12 protein-coding genes and 1 tRNA gene are annotated in these 17,517 nt (G+C 45.2%); 9 read left to right on the plus strand and 4 right to left on the minus strand.

Translation table 11 applies throughout. From position 1 onward, the window contains the following. Positions 1-6 precede the first annotated feature (6 nt). The 3 genes from GJS45_RS21920 (at position 7) to lpxB (ending at position 5,130) form a co-directional block, all read left to right on the plus strand. Complete coding sequence (locus GJS45_RS21920) at positions 7-3,453, plus strand: S8 family serine peptidase (protein WP_162344031.1); 3,447 nt, start codon at positions 7-9, stop codon at positions 3,451-3,453. A gap of 105 nt (positions 3,454-3,558) precedes the next feature. Beyond that, on the plus strand, positions 3,559-3,978 hold the full coding sequence (locus GJS45_RS21925; protein WP_162344032.1) for a 6-pyruvoyl trahydropterin synthase family protein: 420 nt from the start codon (positions 3,559-3,561) through the stop codon (positions 3,976-3,978). A gap of 30 nt (positions 3,979-4,008) precedes the next feature. Continuing rightward, a complete protein-coding gene (gene lpxB / locus GJS45_RS21930) occupies positions 4,009-5,130 on the plus strand; it encodes a lipid-A-disaccharide synthase (protein ID WP_162344033.1) in 1,122 nt (373 codons plus the stop codon). A 409-nt stretch (positions 5,131-5,539) separates the two neighbouring features. Here lpxB and clpX read toward each other — a convergent pair whose 3' ends face one another. The 4 genes from clpX to GJS45_RS21950 all read right to left on the minus strand — a co-directional run bounded on the left by clpX (position 5,540) and on the right by GJS45_RS21950 (position 9,025). Further along, positions 5,540-6,769 carry an ATP-dependent Clp protease ATP-binding subunit ClpX gene (clpX, locus tag GJS45_RS21935; RefSeq protein WP_162344034.1) on the minus strand — a complete coding sequence of 410 codons (1,230 nt, stop codon included), beginning with the start codon at positions 6,767-6,769 and terminating at the stop codon, positions 5,540-5,542. Between the two features lie 4 nt (positions 6,770-6,773). Continuing rightward, the gene (locus GJS45_RS21940) at positions 6,774-7,448 is read right to left on the minus strand and encodes a ClpP family protease (RefSeq protein ID WP_162344035.1); all 675 of its coding nucleotides are present in this window, start codon (positions 7,446-7,448) and stop codon (positions 6,774-6,776) included. Positions 7,449-7,529: 81 nt separating this feature from the next. Continuing rightward, the gene (gene tig / locus GJS45_RS21945) at positions 7,530-8,858 is read right to left on the minus strand and encodes a trigger factor (protein ID WP_162344036.1); all 1,329 of its coding nucleotides are present in this window, start codon (positions 8,856-8,858) and stop codon (positions 7,530-7,532) included. A gap of 85 nt (positions 8,859-8,943) precedes the next feature. Then, positions 8,944-9,025 (minus strand) — tRNA-Leu (locus GJS45_RS21950). Positions 9,026-9,262: 237 nt separating this feature from the next. On the opposite strand from GJS45_RS21950, the gene GJS45_RS21955 reads away from it, so the two are divergent. From GJS45_RS21955 to GJS45_RS21980, 6 genes are all read left to right on the plus strand, one after another. Beyond that, complete coding sequence (locus GJS45_RS21955) at positions 9,263-11,482, plus strand: RelA/SpoT family protein (protein WP_162344037.1); 2,220 nt, start codon at positions 9,263-9,265, stop codon at positions 11,480-11,482. A 58-nt stretch (positions 11,483-11,540) separates the two neighbouring features. Beyond that, complete coding sequence (locus tag GJS45_RS21960; RefSeq protein WP_162344038.1) at positions 11,541-12,038, plus strand: Fur family transcriptional regulator; 498 nt, start codon at positions 11,541-11,543, stop codon at positions 12,036-12,038. 3 nt (positions 12,039-12,041) lie between these two features. Then, the gene (locus GJS45_RS21965; RefSeq protein ID WP_162344039.1) at positions 12,042-12,386 is read left to right on the plus strand and encodes an STAS domain-containing protein; all 345 of its coding nucleotides are present in this window, start codon (positions 12,042-12,044) and stop codon (positions 12,384-12,386) included. A 116-nt stretch (positions 12,387-12,502) separates the two neighbouring features. Beyond that, positions 12,503-13,774, plus strand: coding sequence for an adenylosuccinate synthase (locus tag GJS45_RS21970; RefSeq protein ID WP_162344040.1), 1,272 nt, complete (start codon positions 12,503-12,505; stop codon positions 13,772-13,774). Between the two features lie 245 nt (positions 13,775-14,019). Beyond that, positions 14,020-16,347, plus strand: a complete 2,328-nt coding sequence (locus tag GJS45_RS21975; protein WP_162344041.1) for a PKD domain-containing protein — start codon at positions 14,020-14,022, stop codon at positions 16,345-16,347. After that, a complete protein-coding gene (locus GJS45_RS21980) occupies positions 16,344-17,372 on the plus strand; it encodes a PorP/SprF family type IX secretion system membrane protein (RefSeq protein ID WP_162344042.1) in 1,029 nt (342 codons plus the stop codon). Before GJS45_RS21975 ends, GJS45_RS21980 begins: the two co-directional genes overlap by 4 nt. Positions 17,373-17,517 lie beyond the last annotated feature (145 nt).

Consider the following 17,517-nt stretch of genomic DNA (forward strand, 5'->3'; position numbering starts at 1 on the left):
ATTCAGATGAAAAAAACACTCATATTAATTGCCTTTTTGCTGACCGGAGGGATGGGTTTTGCTCAAATTTCGGGTGATTCTGATAGTGGACTGCGAAGAGTCAGGACGGAATTGTTCCAAAACCTACAGAACAACCTGCAACGCTACCAATTGCAGCCGGCTGAAAAAGCAAGCATTGCTGCGCAATTAGGCATACCGGTTAGGATGAGGCTAGCTGATGAACGGATGGCTGTTTTTCAGTATCTGGATGATGAAAACCACCCTATTTATTATACAACTTATAATGTAGGGGCGGCCGAGACAACCGGTACAAGGGCTTTGCAGCAAGGAGGAAGCTTAAACCTGGATCTGGCAGGTGCTGGCATGGTCATCGGAATCTACGACCAAACCCGCCCCAAGGCAACGCACAATGAATTTGGAAATCGGGTTACTCAGATTGATGGGTCAACCGAAGAGATAAGTAATCATGCTACCCATGTAACGGGTACCATACTGGCATCTGGAAACAATAGCAATGCCCGTGGAATGGCCAATCAGGCCACGGGCTGGGCGTTTAACTGGGATGCGGATATTTCCAAAATGAGTCAGAACAGTTTCGATCCCGATCTCAATCCTGAGGGACACCTGGTATCGAATCATTCCTATGGGTTTTTGATGGGATGGTTCCGAGATAGCAACAACAACTGGTCTTGGGCGGGAAATGAAAGTGTAAGCCCCGATGAGGATTACCGCTTTGGGTTTTATACCAATAAGTCGAGACAAATAGATCAACTTGCCTACAGTAAACCCTATTATACCATTGTGTGGGCCGCGGGTAATGACCGTTCGGATGTGGGAGACGGATCCCGGGATGCGGACGGCCCGGATGATTCCATTGGCCCGGAAGGGGTGTCAAAAAACAGCCTGACCATCGGAGCCGTCAATATGTTGGATGATTATGCCGGTCCATCCGATGTAATCATGAGTTCTTTTTCCAGTTGGGGTCCGGTGGACGATGGAAGAATAAAGCCTGATTTGGTAGGAAAGGGAGTGAATGTGTTTAGCGCTGCCATTTTGGAGTCCAATGGAGCAGACAGTTACGCCAATCTTAGCGGTACTTCCATGGCGACTCCCAATGTATCCGGCTCCCTGCTGCTGTTGCAGGAGCTCTACAACGATCGGAATGCAGGCAGGTACATGCACTCAGCCACTGTAAAAGCACTGGCCATACAAACGGCGAAAGAAGCGGGAATGAACCCCGGGCCTGACTATATGTTCGGGTGGGGGCTGTTGGATGCGGAGCAAGCTGCCAGGATGATCATTGACGAGGATGGTAGTTCCCGAATAATCCGTGAACAGGATCTTCGGCAAGATGACGTGTATGAATTTGAGTTTATATCCAATGGTATCGAACCCATCAAAGCGACGATCTCCTGGACAGATCCGGCCGGTACGCCGCCATCACCCCGGCTAAATCCGACAGACTTGATGCTTGTAAACGACCTCGATCTACGTATTATAGATGAAAATGGAACCACCTATTTCCCCTGGTCCCTGAATCCACTGGACGGTTCTACGGCCATAGCCAATAACCAAAACGACAATTTCAGAGATAATGTAGAGCAAATTCTGATTAACAACCCTTCCCCCCAGCGGTACACCCTGCAGGTCAGTCATAAGGGCACCTTGACCAACGGGCAACAACCATTCAGTCTGGTATTTTCAGCAGGGGTTTCTGATGGACAGACAAGCACGCTGTATTGGATAGGGGAGGATGGCAATTGGGATAATCCCCAAAATTGGTCCTTAGCCAGTGATGGGCTGGCAGCAAACCGAATTCCTGATGAAGGTACTCGGGTGGTTATTGACCGGACGATTTCTCAGGAAACCATTTCCTTAACCCAAAACACCGATGTGTTCAGTCTGAATATTTTCGGCGAAAATTCCTGGGTTTTGGATTTGAATCAAAATGAACTGTTGATCAGAAATGGATTCCGGTCCAGTAATAACCTTACCGAAGTTCGGGATGGAAGGATTTTATTTGAGGGAGCAGATCAAAACGAAAACATATTGGATTTCGGCCGATTAAATTTCGCCGATATTGACATGGTATTTGACGAAGGTAGATGGAGAGTACTTTCCGTACCCAAAGTGAACCGCTTACAGATAGCGGAAGCAGCGGTGGAATTCGCGATGGATTCGCTTGCTGTCAATCAGTTTGATATGGCTGGAAATGCCACACTGATGGGTAACCTGGGGGTCCTGGAATTCACTGAAAACCTTCGAATTTCAAATAACGCTGCCCTGGAAACGGATTTGGCGATCGTATTTACGGGAGAAGCCGGTACTTATGAAGATTTGGCAACCAATAGCGTAGCTAGTTTAAAAAATTTGGGGGGGCAATTGGAAATAGTGGCTTCCGGAATCATCCGACGGCTGGAACTTAGTGGAGAAACCCTGATCAGGCAGAACAATACGGAAGTAGATAGGCTTGAATTGGTAGGGGGAGCTGAATTGGTCCTTACTGAGGGTCAGTCGTTCCTGGTGCGCGAATCAGTGAGCCATTCAGGTGGGATTAACGATCAAACGGTGATCCGATCTTCCGGAAAAGCAACCTTTGTCCATGAACCCTATAGAAAATACTGTTTTGAAGGGCTCAGCGTGGAAAATGTGGATTTAACGGGTGCATCGGTTATCAACCTTGATCCCCAATCCTCCGTCATTAATGCTGCCAATTGGAGTAATATCGATTGTGAAAACGTGCTGTTTGCCAATTTTGAGGTTCGGTTTAACTGTGCGGGTGGTCTTACCGAGTTCATCAACTTATCGGAAGGAACCATTACGAATTATCGCTGGGATTTCGATAACGAGGGTAGCTCCACGGATAGCCAGCCTACCTTTGTTTTTGCTAATGCCAGGATCTATAATGTGAACCTCGAAATATCCGGCCCGGGCGGTACGACTGATTTTAGTCAGCAGGTCACCATCAATTCCAACTCCCTGAGAAAGCCGGAAATTGTAGCCAACGGATCCCAGCTCACCTCGGTATTGCCCGCTTCTTCTTACCAATGGTACAATGATGGTGAATTAATTCAAGGAGCTACCGAAAGGTCCATTCAGGTGTTGGATGGAGGAGCCTATCAGGTCGCAGTGGTCGATGATCAATGCAATCGTATTTCCGATATCGTCGTGGTTTCCAGTACTGATGAGGAGTCCTTTGCTGGCAGAGCCGGCTATTCCATCGGTCCCAATCCGGTTGAGGACCGCCTTTCCCTGTTTATCAATAACGATTACCGAGGGGAAGTGTCCGTAAGGATTTACGATGCCATCGGAAGGGAAATGCAGCGGGATGATTTTTCCAAGACGGCACCCGGCGCGGAATTTGTCTTGGATTTTAACCATTCGCCAGGCTTGTACCTGATTCGGGTACAGGCGGCAAAGGAGGTTCATTCCTTCAAGGTGACCAAAGAGTAGAATGGCCGTTCCATTGGAATGAAGTTGCTTCGGTAGTTTCCCCGGGCAGGCGGCTACTTTTGCTTCATTTTTATGTAACTTTGTGGCTTCAATTGAATAGAAGCAATGGTACACGTTTGTCGGAAGGAACATTTTAACGCAGCCCATAAATTATGGAATCCGAAATGGTCCGAAGAGAAAAATAAATCCGTTTTTGGACCCTGCGCCAATGAAAACTGGCACGGTCATAATTTTGAACTGATCGTCACCATCAAGGGAAAGCCGGATGCGGAAACCGGCTTTGTGGTGGATCTAAAGCAGTTGAGCACCCTTATTCGCCGGGAAGTAATCGACAAGGTCGACCACAAAAACCTCAACGTGGACGTGCCGTTTATGACGGGGAAAATGGCCAGTTGCGAAAACCTGGTCATGGAATTTTGGAAAATACTCCAGCCCCAAGTAGATGAGCTGGTCAAAGAAGGGGGGCTGTACAAACTTACCCTGTACGAAACGCCTCGTAATTTTGTGGAATACTATGGTGAATAGCCCCTATCGAAACTAACAAACTCCAGTCGGGTGAAATACTACATCATCGCCGGAGAACGGTCCGGAGACCTGCATGCCTCCAACTTACTATATGAGTTGAAGAAAGAAGATCCCGATGCTGAATTCAGAGGCATGGGTGGGGATTACATGCAGGCATCGGGCTGCTTGCTGACCGCTCATTACCGGGAAATGGCCCTGATGGGCTTTGTGGAGGTGGTGCTTCATTTCCGGAGGGTAGTGAAGTATCTGCATAAAATAAAGGCAGACCTGCTGGACCACCGGCCAGATGCCTTGATACTGGTTGATTTTGGCGGATTTAATATGAAGATGGCTGCTTTTGCCAGCCAAAAGGGGATACCGGTCCATTATTACATTGCTCCCAAAGTCTGGGCCTGGAACCAAAACAGGGCGTTGAAGCTAAAAAAGTACGTCGATCACCTTTACTGCATTTTGCCATTTGAACCGGAATTTTTCAAAAAATTTGACTGGCAGGTGGCCTACGTGGGCAACCCGTTATTGGACGAAAAAAAGAAGTTCCAGCCCGACCCTGATTTTTTGCAGAAGTACCAAATCCAGGCCGAAAAGCTGGTAGCACTGCTTCCGGGAAGCAGGAAGCAGGAAATCCGGCAAATGCTGCAAACCATGATTGCTTTGAAATCTGAACTCAAAGAAGTAGATTGGGTAGTAGCAGGGGTAAAGAATCTGCCCGCCGACGTGTACAATGAAGCAATTGCCGCCGGAATAAAGGTGATTTTTGATCAAACCTACGATATCCTGTATCATGCCCGGGCAGCGGTGGTAACTTCCGGAACGGCGACCTTGGAAACGGCCTTGTTTAAGGTACCTCAAGTGGTGGTTTACAAGACCAGCGGCATCTCCTACGCCATTGCAAAACGATTGATCCGGGTGCCATTTATTTCCCTGGTTAATTTAATTGCCGAAAAGGAAGTGGTCAAAGAGCTGATCCAAACAGATTATTCTCCAGAAACCGTAAATAGGGAATTGGAGGTTTTGCTTTCTGATGGACGTAAAAGAGAGGTTCAATTGGAGGGTTACGAGTCCCTATTGGAAAAGATTGGAACCCAACAAGCCTCCAGGGAAACGGCCAAATTGATTTATCGATCCCTGACCGAGGAGCAAAAAGATAACTAAGAATAGTTGCAATAAAGAGTAGTTATAACCTGATTATTCGGAAAATCCGTCAATTTCGTCACTGCCAACCCTTTTGTCCGGCCTCTGCGGCGGAGTCTTTCTAAGTTTAAGATTCCCACCGTTTCTGCTGCTAAAACCTAGCCAACCGGAGACAGATTTTAAAGATCGTGGCAACTTGCATTTGCCAAGGGCTGGTTTCCCTTTTGAGCTTCCTTGCAGCTAAAGGTTTAGAATCACGAATGCTATTTTACCCTGCCCAGCAGCAGGTGCTGCGTCGGCTGATCCGATGCTAGCATCATGTCCCCGCGGATCAGGTTTATAATCGAAAGTCGATTTTTGTTATTCCAATAAAAAAAGCCTCTCGTAGTGACGAGAGGCTTGAATAAAGTATAGAAACATTAGCCTGGTATCAGGCGACCTGAAGCTTCTTAAATTTTGATTTTTCGAACTGGGAACTGGCGTATTCCAGGTTGATGACCAGGTTTTGCTCCCCTTCTTCGGAAGGCAATTCGTACATGGCATCGGTAATGATGGCCTCGCAAATGGACCGAAGCCCTCTGGCACCCAAATTAAACTCCACCGCTTTTTCCACGATAAAATCAATTCCCGATTCCTCAAAGGTCAGGGTCACATCCTCCATGGCCAGTAATTTTACATATTGTTTGGTCAATGCATTTTTAGGTTCCGTCAAAATCCTTTTGAGGGTGGCTTTATCCAGCGGATCCAAATGGGTAATGACGGGGAGTCTGCCGATCAGTTCGGGGATTAACCCATAGGCTTTGAGGTCCTGGGCAGTTACGTATTGCAGCAGATTCGTCCTGTCAATAACTTCAGTTCCCGTAGATTTTTTACTAAATCCCATGGGTTGGGTATTTAACCTTCCAGCAATGTGCCTTCCGATTCCATCGAATGCACCCCCACAAATGAATAGAATATTTTCGGTATTGACTGAGATCATTTTTTGGTCCGGATGCTTTCTACCGCCCTGCGGGGGCACGTTGACCACCGTGCCTTCCAGCAATTTCAACATCGCCTGCTGAACACCTTCCCCACTTACATCACGTGTAATGGACGGATTGTCCGATTTCCGCGCAATTTTATCCAGTTCATCGATGTAGACAATGCCTCTTTCCGCTGCTTCCACATTGTAGTCGGCAGCTTGAAGCAGGCGGGTAAGAATACTTTCTACATCCTCTCCTACATATCCTGCTTCGGTAAGCACGGTTGCATCAGCGATACAGAAGGGCACTTCCAGTGTTTTTGCCAGTGTTTTTGCCAGGTAGGTTTTCCCGGTTCCTGTATCTCCCACCATGATGATGTTGGATTTTTCGATCTTCACATCATCGTCTTTTTCTTCTTTTTGTCCCAGTCGTTTGTAATGATTGTAAACGGCCACCGTTAGCACTTTTTTAGCCTCTTGCTGTCCTATCACGTATTCACCCAGATAGGCAGTTAGTTCTTTTGGCTTTTTTAGCTTGAATTTTGGTTTTTTGGACTGTTTCTTGGTTTTGTCCTCTTCTCCCAAAATCTGGAAAGCCTGTTCGATGCAATAATTACAAATATGCGCAGAGATACCGGAGACCATCAGGTCCACGTCTTTTTTATTTCTGCCGCAAAAGGAACACGTTACTTGAGCCATTCAGTTATTCTTTTTCTTTTCGCGTCAATACTTCGTCAATCAAACCATATTCTTTGGCAGCAGATGCCCTCATCCAGTAATCCCTATCTGAGTCTCTCTCAATTTCTTCGACGGTTTTACCACTGTGTTTGGCGAGAATTTCGTACAATTCGGTCCTAAGCTCCAGGATTTGCTTGACGGTGATTTCCATATCCTTCGATTGTCCTTGCATCCCGCCGGATGGTTGGTGGATCATAATCCGTGAATGCGGCAAGGCTGCCCGCTTACCAGCTGCGCCTCCGGCCAGTAAAACAGCCCCCATGGACGCTGCCAAACCCGTACAGATGGTACCCACCTCCGGATTGATGTAATGCATGGTATCATAGATTCCGAGACCTGCATAAACGGATCCTCCGGGGCTATTGATATACAGTAAAATGTCCTTTTTTGAATCTACTGATTCTAAGAACAAAAGCTGTGCCGTGATGATATTGGCAATATGATCATCTACTCCCGTTCCCAAAAAGATGATCCTATCCATAATTAATCGGGAAAAAACATCTATTTCCCTAAAATTGGTAGGTCGCTCTTCGATGACAGCGCGGGTCATATTTTCAACGGACTCGGTATATTGGTCAAAGGTGTTTCCGCTAATGCCTTGTCCTTTAACTGCAAATTTTCTGAATTCTTCTTTATTCATCGTCTAATTTTTTATTGCACGGATACAAAAATAAAAAAAGCCCTTACAAAAGGACTTTTTATGAACAAATAATTTTTACAATTAGTTTTCGAGTAGTTCTTTAAACTTTTCTACGCCGATCTGTTCTTCCTTCGGCTTGACCCGATCCCGGACAAAATCCAGGACCTTTTCATTTTGAACAGCCGTCATCATTTGCATGTAATTTTTACCTTCATTGCCCTGCAGGTAGTTTTCCAAAAACATGTCCATGTTTTCTTCCATCTGAGAGCCCATTCCCGAAGAAGCGAGTTGTTCCCGAATCATTGCTCTTGTTTTTTCGAGTACATCCTCGTGCTCCGCCTTGATTTCATTTTCTTTGGCAATCTGGTTGGACAGCAAGGACCACGTCAGTTGCTTGGCATAAGCCGGAAATTCCTTTTCCACCTCTTCTCTGCTGAATTTCCCCTCATTTGCGCGAATCAACCATTCTTTTAAGAATTCTTCCGGGAGGTCAAGGGGATGGTTTTTGATCAGGCTTTCTTTGAGCTGCTCCTCATTAAAAACGCTCACCTCTTTTTGGTAATTTTCTGTAAGGATGGATTTAATTTTTTCCAAAAACTCAGCTTCACTACTTACCTGATCAGGGCCAAATACCTTGTCAAAAAGCTCCTGGTCCAAGGTGGCTTCTTCCGTACGGTTAATATTCTGGACTGTAAAGGTGAAGTTTCCCTGCAGTTTTTCGGCATCTTCTTTGGCGATGTTCAGTACTTCCGCCAAATCCCCCTTGATCGCTTTGGAGGGGTCGAAAGCAATACTGTCTCCTTTTTTAACACCCAGGAATTTCTTGACAGAGCGACCGTCCATCTCTTTAAGAGGCAGTGAAAGCGTCTCTTCGTAACTCTCATCATCTGCTTTCAGGTCGCCATATAGGAAATCATTTTCCCCGCTCTCTTCGGGATTGGTCATTTTCCCATATTGCTTTTTGATATTGTCCAACGCCTCCTCTACTTCCTTATCGGAAAGCTCAATGGAATAATTTTTGGCTTCAAACTTTTGGTCCAGGTTAACATTGATTTTGTCGACAAAGCCAATTTTATATTCGAATTCGAATTCTTTTTGCTTTTTCCAATCGATCGATTGGGAATCTTCTTCAAGAGGAAGGGGATCTCCCAACACCTCAAATTCCTGTTCTTTCAGGTAATCGTTCAGGGATTTGGACAAAATGCCATTGATTTCCTCCAACAAAACAGAAGTGCCGTAAAGGTTTTTAACCATTCCAAAGGGGGCTTTTCCCGGGCGAAAGCCCTTGATAGTTGCCTTTTTAGCGTAGTCTTTTATTTTGGCATCAACTTTTGGTTGATAATCAGCTTCCTCCAATTTTATTTTGACGGAGGCTTCGTTGGCCGCATGTTTGTCTAATGTAATTTCCAAGGGATCTGTATTTAGTGTTTACCAATAACAAAAACCCTCCATCCTGATTCACCAAAAAATCAAGATCGAGGGATTTTAAAGGTTGTGCGGATGGAGGGACTCGAACCCCCATGCCTCGCGGCGCTAGATCCTAAGTCTAGTGCGTCTACCAATTTCGCCACATCCGCAATGAGTAAATAATAAGTATCTTACTTATTTCACCTTAAATTGTAAAACCGGCTTGCTTATAATCCCCGGTCTTATCTTCCGGTAGATTGTTTTTTGATGGTATACCGATGTTTTTTTAATGTGGATGCAAAGGTAATCATCAATTTTAAAGTTTCAATATCTAAGTCTAAAAAAAATAAAAATATTACTTTAAGATTTGATTTCTTCGAAGGGATTAATTTTATAACTTGTATCGTATGATCAAAGTTGATGTAGACGAAGAAAGGAAGGAAATACTCAAACGGTATCGCAAGCTACTGAAAGTTGCCAAACCCTTGTTAAAATCCGGAGATGCCAAATTGATCAAAAAAGCGTTCAATGTGGCCAGTGAAGCGCACAAAGAGATGAGGCGAAAATCCGGAGAGCCTTATATCTACCATCCCCTGGAAGTAGCGTTGATCTGTGTGGAAGAAATTGGTTTGGGAACGACCAGTATCGTCTCCGCCCTACTTCACGATGTGGTAGAAGATACGGACCTTGAGCTCGAAGATATTGAGCGTGAATTTGGTGTTAAGGTAGCCCAAATCATCGATGGCTTGACTAAGATAGCAGGAGTCTTTGATTATGGTACCTCCCAGCAGGCGGAAAATTTCCGAAAAATGCTGATTACCCTCTCCGATGATGTGCGGGTGATTTTAATAAAGTTGGCTGATAGACTGAATAACATGCGGACCCTGGAATCCATGCCCAGGCACAAGCAGCTAAAAATCGCTTCGGAGACAAAGTTTCTCTACGCCCCCTTAGCTCACCGGTTGGGGCTATACTCCATTAAATCTGAGTTGGAGGATCTGCATTTAAAATTCGTGGACAGAGATGCCTATGAATTTATAATTAAGCGAATAAAGGACAGCAGGCTTTCCAGGAATAAATTCATTAAAACGTTTATTGCGCCCATTGAGAAAGAGCTACACGATCAGGGCTTTCATTTTGTCATCAAAGGGCGGCCTAAATCGGTGTACTCCATTTACAATAAAATGAAATCCCAGAATATCCCTTTTGAGGAGGTGTTTGATTTGTTTGCGATCCGCATCATTATTGATACTCCTTACGACAATGAAAAAGCGGATTGCTGGCAGGCATACTCTATTGTTACGGATTTTTACCGACCCAACCCTGACCGGCTGAGGGACTGGATAAGTACTCCCAGGGCGAATGGATACGAGTCCTTGCATACGACGGTGATGAGCCAGACCGGACAATGGGTGGAGGTACAGATCCGGACGCAGCGCATGGATGATATTGCCGAACGAGGGTATGCTGCCCATTGGAAATATAAAGAAAAGGAAAATGCTCCCGAGAAAGCAGCGGGAAGTCTGGATGAATGGATCACCCAGGTGCGGACATTGCTGGAAAATAACGATGGTTCGGCCATCGAATTCATGGATGATTTCAGGGGAAATTTATTCCAGGATGAGGTATTCGTTTTTACGCCTAAAGGCGATTTGAAGGTAATGCCCTTTGGTGCTACTGCACTGGATTTTGCGTTTGAGATTCACTCGGAAGTGGGAGCCAAGTGTATCGGGGCAAAAGTGAATCAGCGACTGGTGTCCATCGGGCATAAATTAAAAAATGGAGATCAGGTAGAAATACTCACTTCTAATAAGCAAAGGCCCACCGAAGATTGGCTGAAATCCGTTGTGACTTCCAGGGCAAAGGCAAAAATCAAAGATGCCCTCAAAGAGGAGAAAAAGGGTTACATGTTGGACGGGAAAGAAATCGTTCAGAGAAAGCTTAAGCAGATGAAGATCGATTTTTCCTCTGAAATCGTAGAGCAACTAAGAGCTTTTTTTGAAACCAAGACCACCTCGGAATTTTATTATAAGGTCGGCCGTGGGATCATTGACCCTACTGCCATAAAAAGTTTCAGGGACTTTAAGCAAAAGAAAAAATCCAGGAAGAATCCCTTGCTTCACGTTACGGATGAAAAATCCTTTACGAAAGAGATCAAAAACCTGAAAGGGCCCGACCACGATCAGCTACTCATCGGGGAAGATATGGATGTGGTGGATTATATCCTGGCCAAATGCTGTAATCCCATTCCCGGGGATGATGTTTTCGGTTTTGTAACCGTTAATGAAGGAATTAAAATCCATAGAACAGCCTGCCCGAATGCATTGGAGCTTCTATCTAATCATGGCAACCGGGTAATAAAGGCCCGCTGGACCAGTCAGCAGCAAATTGCCTTTTTAGCGGGGCTGAAGATTGTAGGAACCGATAGGGTAGGATTGATCAGCGACCTTACCAAAGTGATCTCCAATGAACTGAAGGTAAACATGCGCTCCATCACGGTAGATTCTGACAGTGGAATTTTCGAAGGAAGTATCAAGCTTTACGTTCACAGTACCCACCACCTCGAGAAACTCATCGACAACCTTTCACGGGTATCTGGCGTTCTGAAAGTGGCGCGATTCGATTAGCCTGGGTAAAGCCGCCTTTTTAAATTAAGAACTGTATATTTGTAAAAAAAAGTAACGTATGGCTTCAAATGAAAGTCTTTACGAAAAGGTAAAGAAAATATTTACTGCCTACCTGGAAAACAAAAAGCTGAGGAAAACACCAGAGAGGTATGCGATATTGGAGGAGATTTACAGCCGGGGCGGACATTTCGATGTGGAGGGACTGTATATCAGTATGAAAAATAAAAATTACCGGGTAAGTCGCGCTACCGTTTACAATACCTTGGATTTATTGGTGGAGTGTGATTTGGTCACCAAACATCAATTTGGACAAAATCTGGCCCAGTACGAAAAATCCTATGGATACAAGCAGCACGATCATCTTATCTGCACCGAATGTCATCAGGTGAAGGAGTTTTGCGATCCCCGCATACAGAATATTCAAAACACAGTGGGTGAAGTCCTGAATTTTAACATTATTCATCATTCGTTATTGCTATACGGCAACTGCACGGATGATAATTGCGAATACAAGCAAGAAGTAAGATCAGAAAAAACGCAAAATAACAACAGTTAATCGATGAAAGCAGCATTTGAATCAAATGTGCAGGACGGAATCCTGATATTGAAGATCAAAGGGGATTTGATTGGCGATGAGTCAGGTCCACAACTGGTGGGGATGGTTTCCGATGGGCTACAAGAGAATATTAAAAAGTGTATCGTTGATCTTAGTCAGGTCAGGTACATAAGTTCAAGTGGAATCGGTGTTTTAATCACTATTCTCACCAAGATGAGAAATGCTGATGGTGAGGTTTACCTGACATCTCCTTCCGAGCATGTGAAAAAGTTATTAATCATCACGAAGTTAAACAACATTTTTACCGTTTTTGACACGCTGGAAGATGCCTTAAATGAATCCAGGTAAGGCGCAGATTAATTTTTATTTTGAATAAAACCGAGTTGTAAGTTGTAAAATTTTACAATACTGGCAATCTTCACGGCAAATTTTGAATATCGACTTTATATTATTTGATACATACAATGAAAATGGACGTTCTTTTAGGTCTCCAATGGGGTGACGAAGGCAAGGGAAAAGTAGTGGACTACCTGGCACCAGACTATGAAATGGTGGCCAGGTTTCAAGGAGGCCCAAATGCCGGTCATACCTTGGAGTTTGACGGTATTAAACACGTATTGCACCAAATCCCTAGTGGTATTTTTAGATCAAATATTAAGAATATTATTGGAAATGGGGTTGTATTGGATCCGGTGGTACTCCGAAAGGAAATAGAAGCCCTGAAGAAATTTAATATTAATTTTAGGCAGAACCTGGCGATTTCCAAGAAAGCAACCATTATTCTTCCGACGCATAAATTACTAGATGCAGCGTACGAAAAATCAAAAGGGGATAAAAAAATTGGGTCTACTTTAAAAGGAATCGGCCCTACCTATCAGGATAAAATTGGCAGAATGGCGCTACGGGTGGGAGACATGCTCGCTCCCGATTTTGAGGAGAAGTACAACGAACTGGTGAAACGGCACCAATCTATTTTAGATTACTATCAATATAGTCTTAAAAACCTTCCTGCACTTGAGGAGGATTTTTTCGAAGCGGTGGTCTTTTTCAAATCGCTTCAATTGGTGGAAACGGAATTTGAGGTAAATGCAGCCATAAAATCAGGAAAACGAGTGTTGGCAGAAGGAGCACAGGGAGCCTTGTTGGATATTGATTTCGGCAGTTACCCCTTTGTTACCAGTAGCAGCACCATGACGGCCGGAGCCTGCACCGGGCTGGGTGTCCCCCCTTCTTCCATTGGAGAGGTTTTTGGAATTTTCAAAGCCTATTGCACCCGCGTAGGTAGCGGACCATTTCCAACCGAGCTTTTTGACGCTGACGGAGAAAAAATGAGAAGGGAAGGCAACGAATTTGGCTCCACCACCGGCAGGGCCAGGCGCTGCGGATGGCTTGATATTCCAGCACTGAAATATTCCATCATGATCAATGGCGTGACTCAGCTTTTTATGATGAAGGCGGATGTGCTAAATAATTTTGAGGTAATTAAGGTGTGTACCGGATACGAGCTCCCGGACGGCTCTGTCACCGACCAGTTGGCATTGAGTGGTACCAGCCAGGAGTTGCGGCCGGTTTTTCAGGAACTAAAAGGATGGAATTGCAGCCTGGACAGCGTTCAGAAATACGATGACTTCCCCAAACCTTTAAAGGATTACGTGGAGTACCTGGAGGGGTTATTAGAAGTTCCCATAAAAATGGTTTCGGTAGGACCCGACAGAAAAAAGACCATATTGAAATAGGTCTCACCAAATCTTATACGCAAAAAAAGGCTTCTTTTTACCATAAAAAAGAAGCCTTTTTTGATTTGATTTTTATTTACCTATCTTAATACCGGATCTAGAATTACCCAGGTTTTCTTGCTGAGTGGATAGGGTCGTTAGGGGTATCGGGTGTAAAGCCCTTCGGTAGCCGAATTGCTTATCTGACTGCAAAGGATAATTTTGGTTGAATTAAAGGGTTCTTCTTTATTATCTTTCAATTTATTATGCCCAAACCAGTCGCTCTCCTAATCCTGATTTGTTTGCTTCATGCCTCCTTTAGGCTGCATGGGCAGCAAGGATTTCCCTATTGCGAATCGTTTCAAGGGCAAATACAACGACAAAAAACCGTCCTGGGTGGGAATGCCAAGCTTTTTGACGGTACCTTGCGTCTTACAGAAGCGGTAATGGATCAAAAGGGATACGTGTACATCGATATTCCTTTTTACTCCAGTTTTGGGGTGAAGGCTTCTTTTGAATATTTCAGTTATGGAGGAGATGGGGCAGATGGTCTGACGGTTTTTTTGTTTGATGGAGCCAGCAACGGATTTTCACCGGGCGGGTTTGGCGGCTCTCTGGGTTACGCTCCCCGGGTGGGAACGAATGGCCTGACCCGGGCTTATATGGGAATCGGTTTTGATAGTTTTGGGAATTTCGGTAATACATCGGAAGGAAAAAGGGGAAGTTTCCCAGGCCAATCTTCCTTATTGCACCCAAATAGCATCATTGTTCGCGGCCCCGGTCAGGGAATGAACGGCTACGAATTTATCGCAGGTGTCAAAACCAATGAAGGAGGTATTTTTGGATTGCCTGCCGATCAACGTTTTCCAATTAGTTCGGGAGGTATTGGGACAGGCAGAATAGCGGACCCCGACACTCCCGGCTACCGGAAAGTGCTGGTAAAGTTAATCCCGGATGATTTGGGAATAGGGTACCAATTGGATGTGGAAATGATCTTTACTACTGTTGAAGGAAATCCCAGGCAAATCTCGTTATTGGAGAATGTGAGCTATCCGTATCCCGCTCCCGAAACCCTTAAAATTGGGTTTGCAGCTGCTACCGGTGGGCAGACCAATGTTCATGAAATACGAAATCTTCTGATAGAAGTGGCGGATGATGATGACCTTGCCTTTCCAGCTACCGAGCCGGTAGAAGATTTAACAGTGTGCCTGGGGCAAGAAAATTTTCTCGAAATACCTGCAGAAAAAGTCAGTTTACCGAATGAAAATTCACGAATATCCTGTTTGCGGTTTTTTGAGTCTCAGGAAGCCATTCCCGGACAAAACGCAGATCCTTGTCTGGAAGGAGATTGTGAAGGAACCGGCGGAATTCTGGAGCTTCAGGAGGGAACCTTTAAATACCTGGGGCAAGGAGGACAGTTTTCTTTCACCCCCAATGAAGGATTTAACGGATCAGAGGTCGGGGCCTATTTTACAGTCACGGATAACTATGGGAAAACATCATCCGGATCTGCCATAAACCTGCAGGTATACGAAGCCCCCGAACCCATTACCCTCATGATCAATGACCTCCCCCTTCAATCCGTGGAAGCTTGCCCGGAAGAAGAACTGGTTCTGAGTGTGTATTCACTGGATCCCATTATTTCTTATGAATGGTATAAAGATGGGAACCTCATGGAAGGAGAGACCGAACCCGAACTAATGGTAACTGAGGCTGGAGATTATTCTGCTAAGGTACAATCCTTCCAGGGTTGCCAATTGTTGACGGATACCAGTCAAATAAATTACCCTGAATTTCCGGATCTCGAAATAGCGGGCTCGATTTTCGCTTGCCAGCCCGACGAATTTCCCGATGTAAGGGATTACATCGTTGACTTCGATGGGACGCTATACGACTATCAGGTAGAAGCAGAGGGAGGAGCAACTTTCGAAAACCAAGGCATTACAGGTATTGCAGAGGAGGGGCTTTATTATTTGAGGGTAAAACCCAGGGAAATCGACTGCTGGTCGGATCCGGTTACGTTCAGGGTTAGCGTACCTGATGAACCATTGGAGGCCTACTTTGATTACGTACTCAATGCCACTGGCCTTAAGGAGGAATCAGCGGATGGAATCCTTGCCGATGACCGGATTCGTTTTTTAGATCAATCGGCCGGTCTTCCGCAGAACTGGTCTTGGGATTTTGGGGACGGCACGGAAAGCAATCAACGATCGCCTTCCCATGTATTCGGGGAGAAGGGGGAATTTATAGTGACGCTTACGGTCATGACCGGTACTGAGTGTGAGTCCACTTATCAAATGCCGATAACCATCAGGAGAACGTACCGGGTTATGTTTCCTACCGGATTTACTCCCACGCGTTCTGAGGATCAGCATTTCATGCCTAAAATGAAGGGAATCGCTTCGATGGACCTCAAGATATTTAGTAGTTGGGGGGAGTTTTTGTTTCAGACTACAGATATGAATGGAGAGGGTTGGGATGGTACCTTAGACGGCAGCCCCCTACCTCCGGGAACCTATGCCTACCGGGCCGATTTTGAAACCACCAGGGGAGAAATGGTATCCCGGTCTGGAAAATTCTTGTTAATCAGATGAAGAAACTACTACAGCTAACGGTTTATTTGGTTGTAGCCCTGTCTAATCAACAGGTTGGGGCACAGGACATGCAATTTTCTCAATTTTACGCCGCTCCTATCTATTTAAATCCGGCTTTTACCGGAAGTACGGAATGGACCCGGGTGGGGATGAATTATCGTAATCAATGGCCGGGTTTGGATCATAGCTTCAATACTTTTTCTGCCTACTTTGACCATTTCATTGCCCACAGGAATAGCGGTGTAGGGGTGATTGTAAATGGAACTAGGGATACCTTTGCACAGATGCAAAACATCGACCTGGGGCTTACCTATTCCTACCGGGTCCGGTTGGGGGAAGAACGCTATTTGCACGCAGGTGTACAGGCCAGCTTTGTGAATCGGAATGTCAATGTGGAAGGTATTGTACTGGGAACTCAATTGGATATAGATCGGGGAATAGTCGTCGGAGAGGGGGTCAATTGGGTCACGGATGTTAGCCAGAGATCGCATGAGGACATCAACGCTGGCCTGTATTATTACGATGATAAGTTTTGGTTGGGGATCGCTGCGCACCATTTGACAAGGCCCTACACCTCTTTTCTTCAAATGGAGGAGAATAGGTTACCGATCCGGTATTCGATTCATGGCGGGGCTACGTTTGATTTGTTTAGCCCGGCGATTGGGGATGTTATTAACAATATTTTACAGGAAAGGACCCTTTCTCTCGCCTTTAATTACAAAAGACAGGGGGAATTTGATCAATTGGATTTGGGGGCAGAATTGTTTTATGCACCGGTGATCGTCGGGTTGTGGTACAGAGGTCTACCCACCAAGCATGCACTTCCAAATAATGAAGCCTTGATTGCGCTGATGGGTTTTTCCCTACCCAATGATTTGCAGGTAGGATATAGCTATGATTTTACTGTTTCGAGACTGGGGTGGAGAAATTCCGGTGGGGCGCACGAGGTTTCGGTGAGGTACACGTTTCGCAATTATAAATTAGGTAAAAGGCATGATAGGGCCATTCCGGGCTTCAAATACTGAGTCTTGTATAAGCGTGAAAACTTTTGCTAACTTTTTTTACCTGATTGTCAGGTACATTGAACTTTTCTTTCACTTTTATTTGTTTTCCCTATTGCCAGCTCAAAAAAACGGGTCATCTTTGTGATCCCAAACGGGGGTAGCGACG

Origin of the sequence: Cyclobacterium salsum (assembly GCF_010119245.1) — a bacterium.
Classification (GTDB): domain Bacteria; phylum Bacteroidota; class Bacteroidia; order Cytophagales; family Cyclobacteriaceae; genus Cyclobacterium; species Cyclobacterium salsum.

What these genes read in the sequence shown, in the direction of transcription:
- GJS45_RS21920 (WP_162344031.1), top strand. Translation starts at nt 7, where the DNA reads ATGAAAAAAACACTCATATTAATTGCCTTTTTGCTGACCGGAGGGATG.
- GJS45_RS21925 (WP_162344032.1), top strand. Translation starts at nt 3,559, where the DNA reads ATGGTACACGTTTGTCGGAAGGAACATTTTAACGCAGCCCATAAATTA.
- clpX (WP_162344034.1), bottom strand. Translation starts at nt 6,769, where the DNA reads ATGGCTCAAGTAACGTGTTCCTTTTGCGGCAGAAATAAAAAAGACGTG.
- GJS45_RS21940 (WP_162344035.1), bottom strand. Translation starts at nt 7,448, where the DNA reads ATGAATAAAGAAGAATTCAGAAAATTTGCAGTTAAAGGACAAGGCATT.
- GJS45_RS21955 (WP_162344037.1), top strand. Translation starts at nt 9,263, where the DNA reads ATGATCAAAGTTGATGTAGACGAAGAAAGGAAGGAAATACTCAAACGG.
- GJS45_RS21960 (WP_162344038.1), top strand. Translation starts at nt 11,541, where the DNA reads ATGGCTTCAAATGAAAGTCTTTACGAAAAGGTAAAGAAAATATTTACT.
- GJS45_RS21965 (WP_162344039.1), top strand. Translation starts at nt 12,042, where the DNA reads ATGAAAGCAGCATTTGAATCAAATGTGCAGGACGGAATCCTGATATTG.
- GJS45_RS21970 (WP_162344040.1), top strand. Translation starts at nt 12,503, where the DNA reads ATGAAAATGGACGTTCTTTTAGGTCTCCAATGGGGTGACGAAGGCAAG.
- GJS45_RS21975 (WP_162344041.1), top strand. Translation starts at nt 14,020, where the DNA reads ATGCCCAAACCAGTCGCTCTCCTAATCCTGATTTGTTTGCTTCATGCC.
- GJS45_RS21980 (WP_162344042.1), top strand. Translation starts at nt 16,344, where the DNA reads ATGAAGAAACTACTACAGCTAACGGTTTATTTGGTTGTAGCCCTGTCT.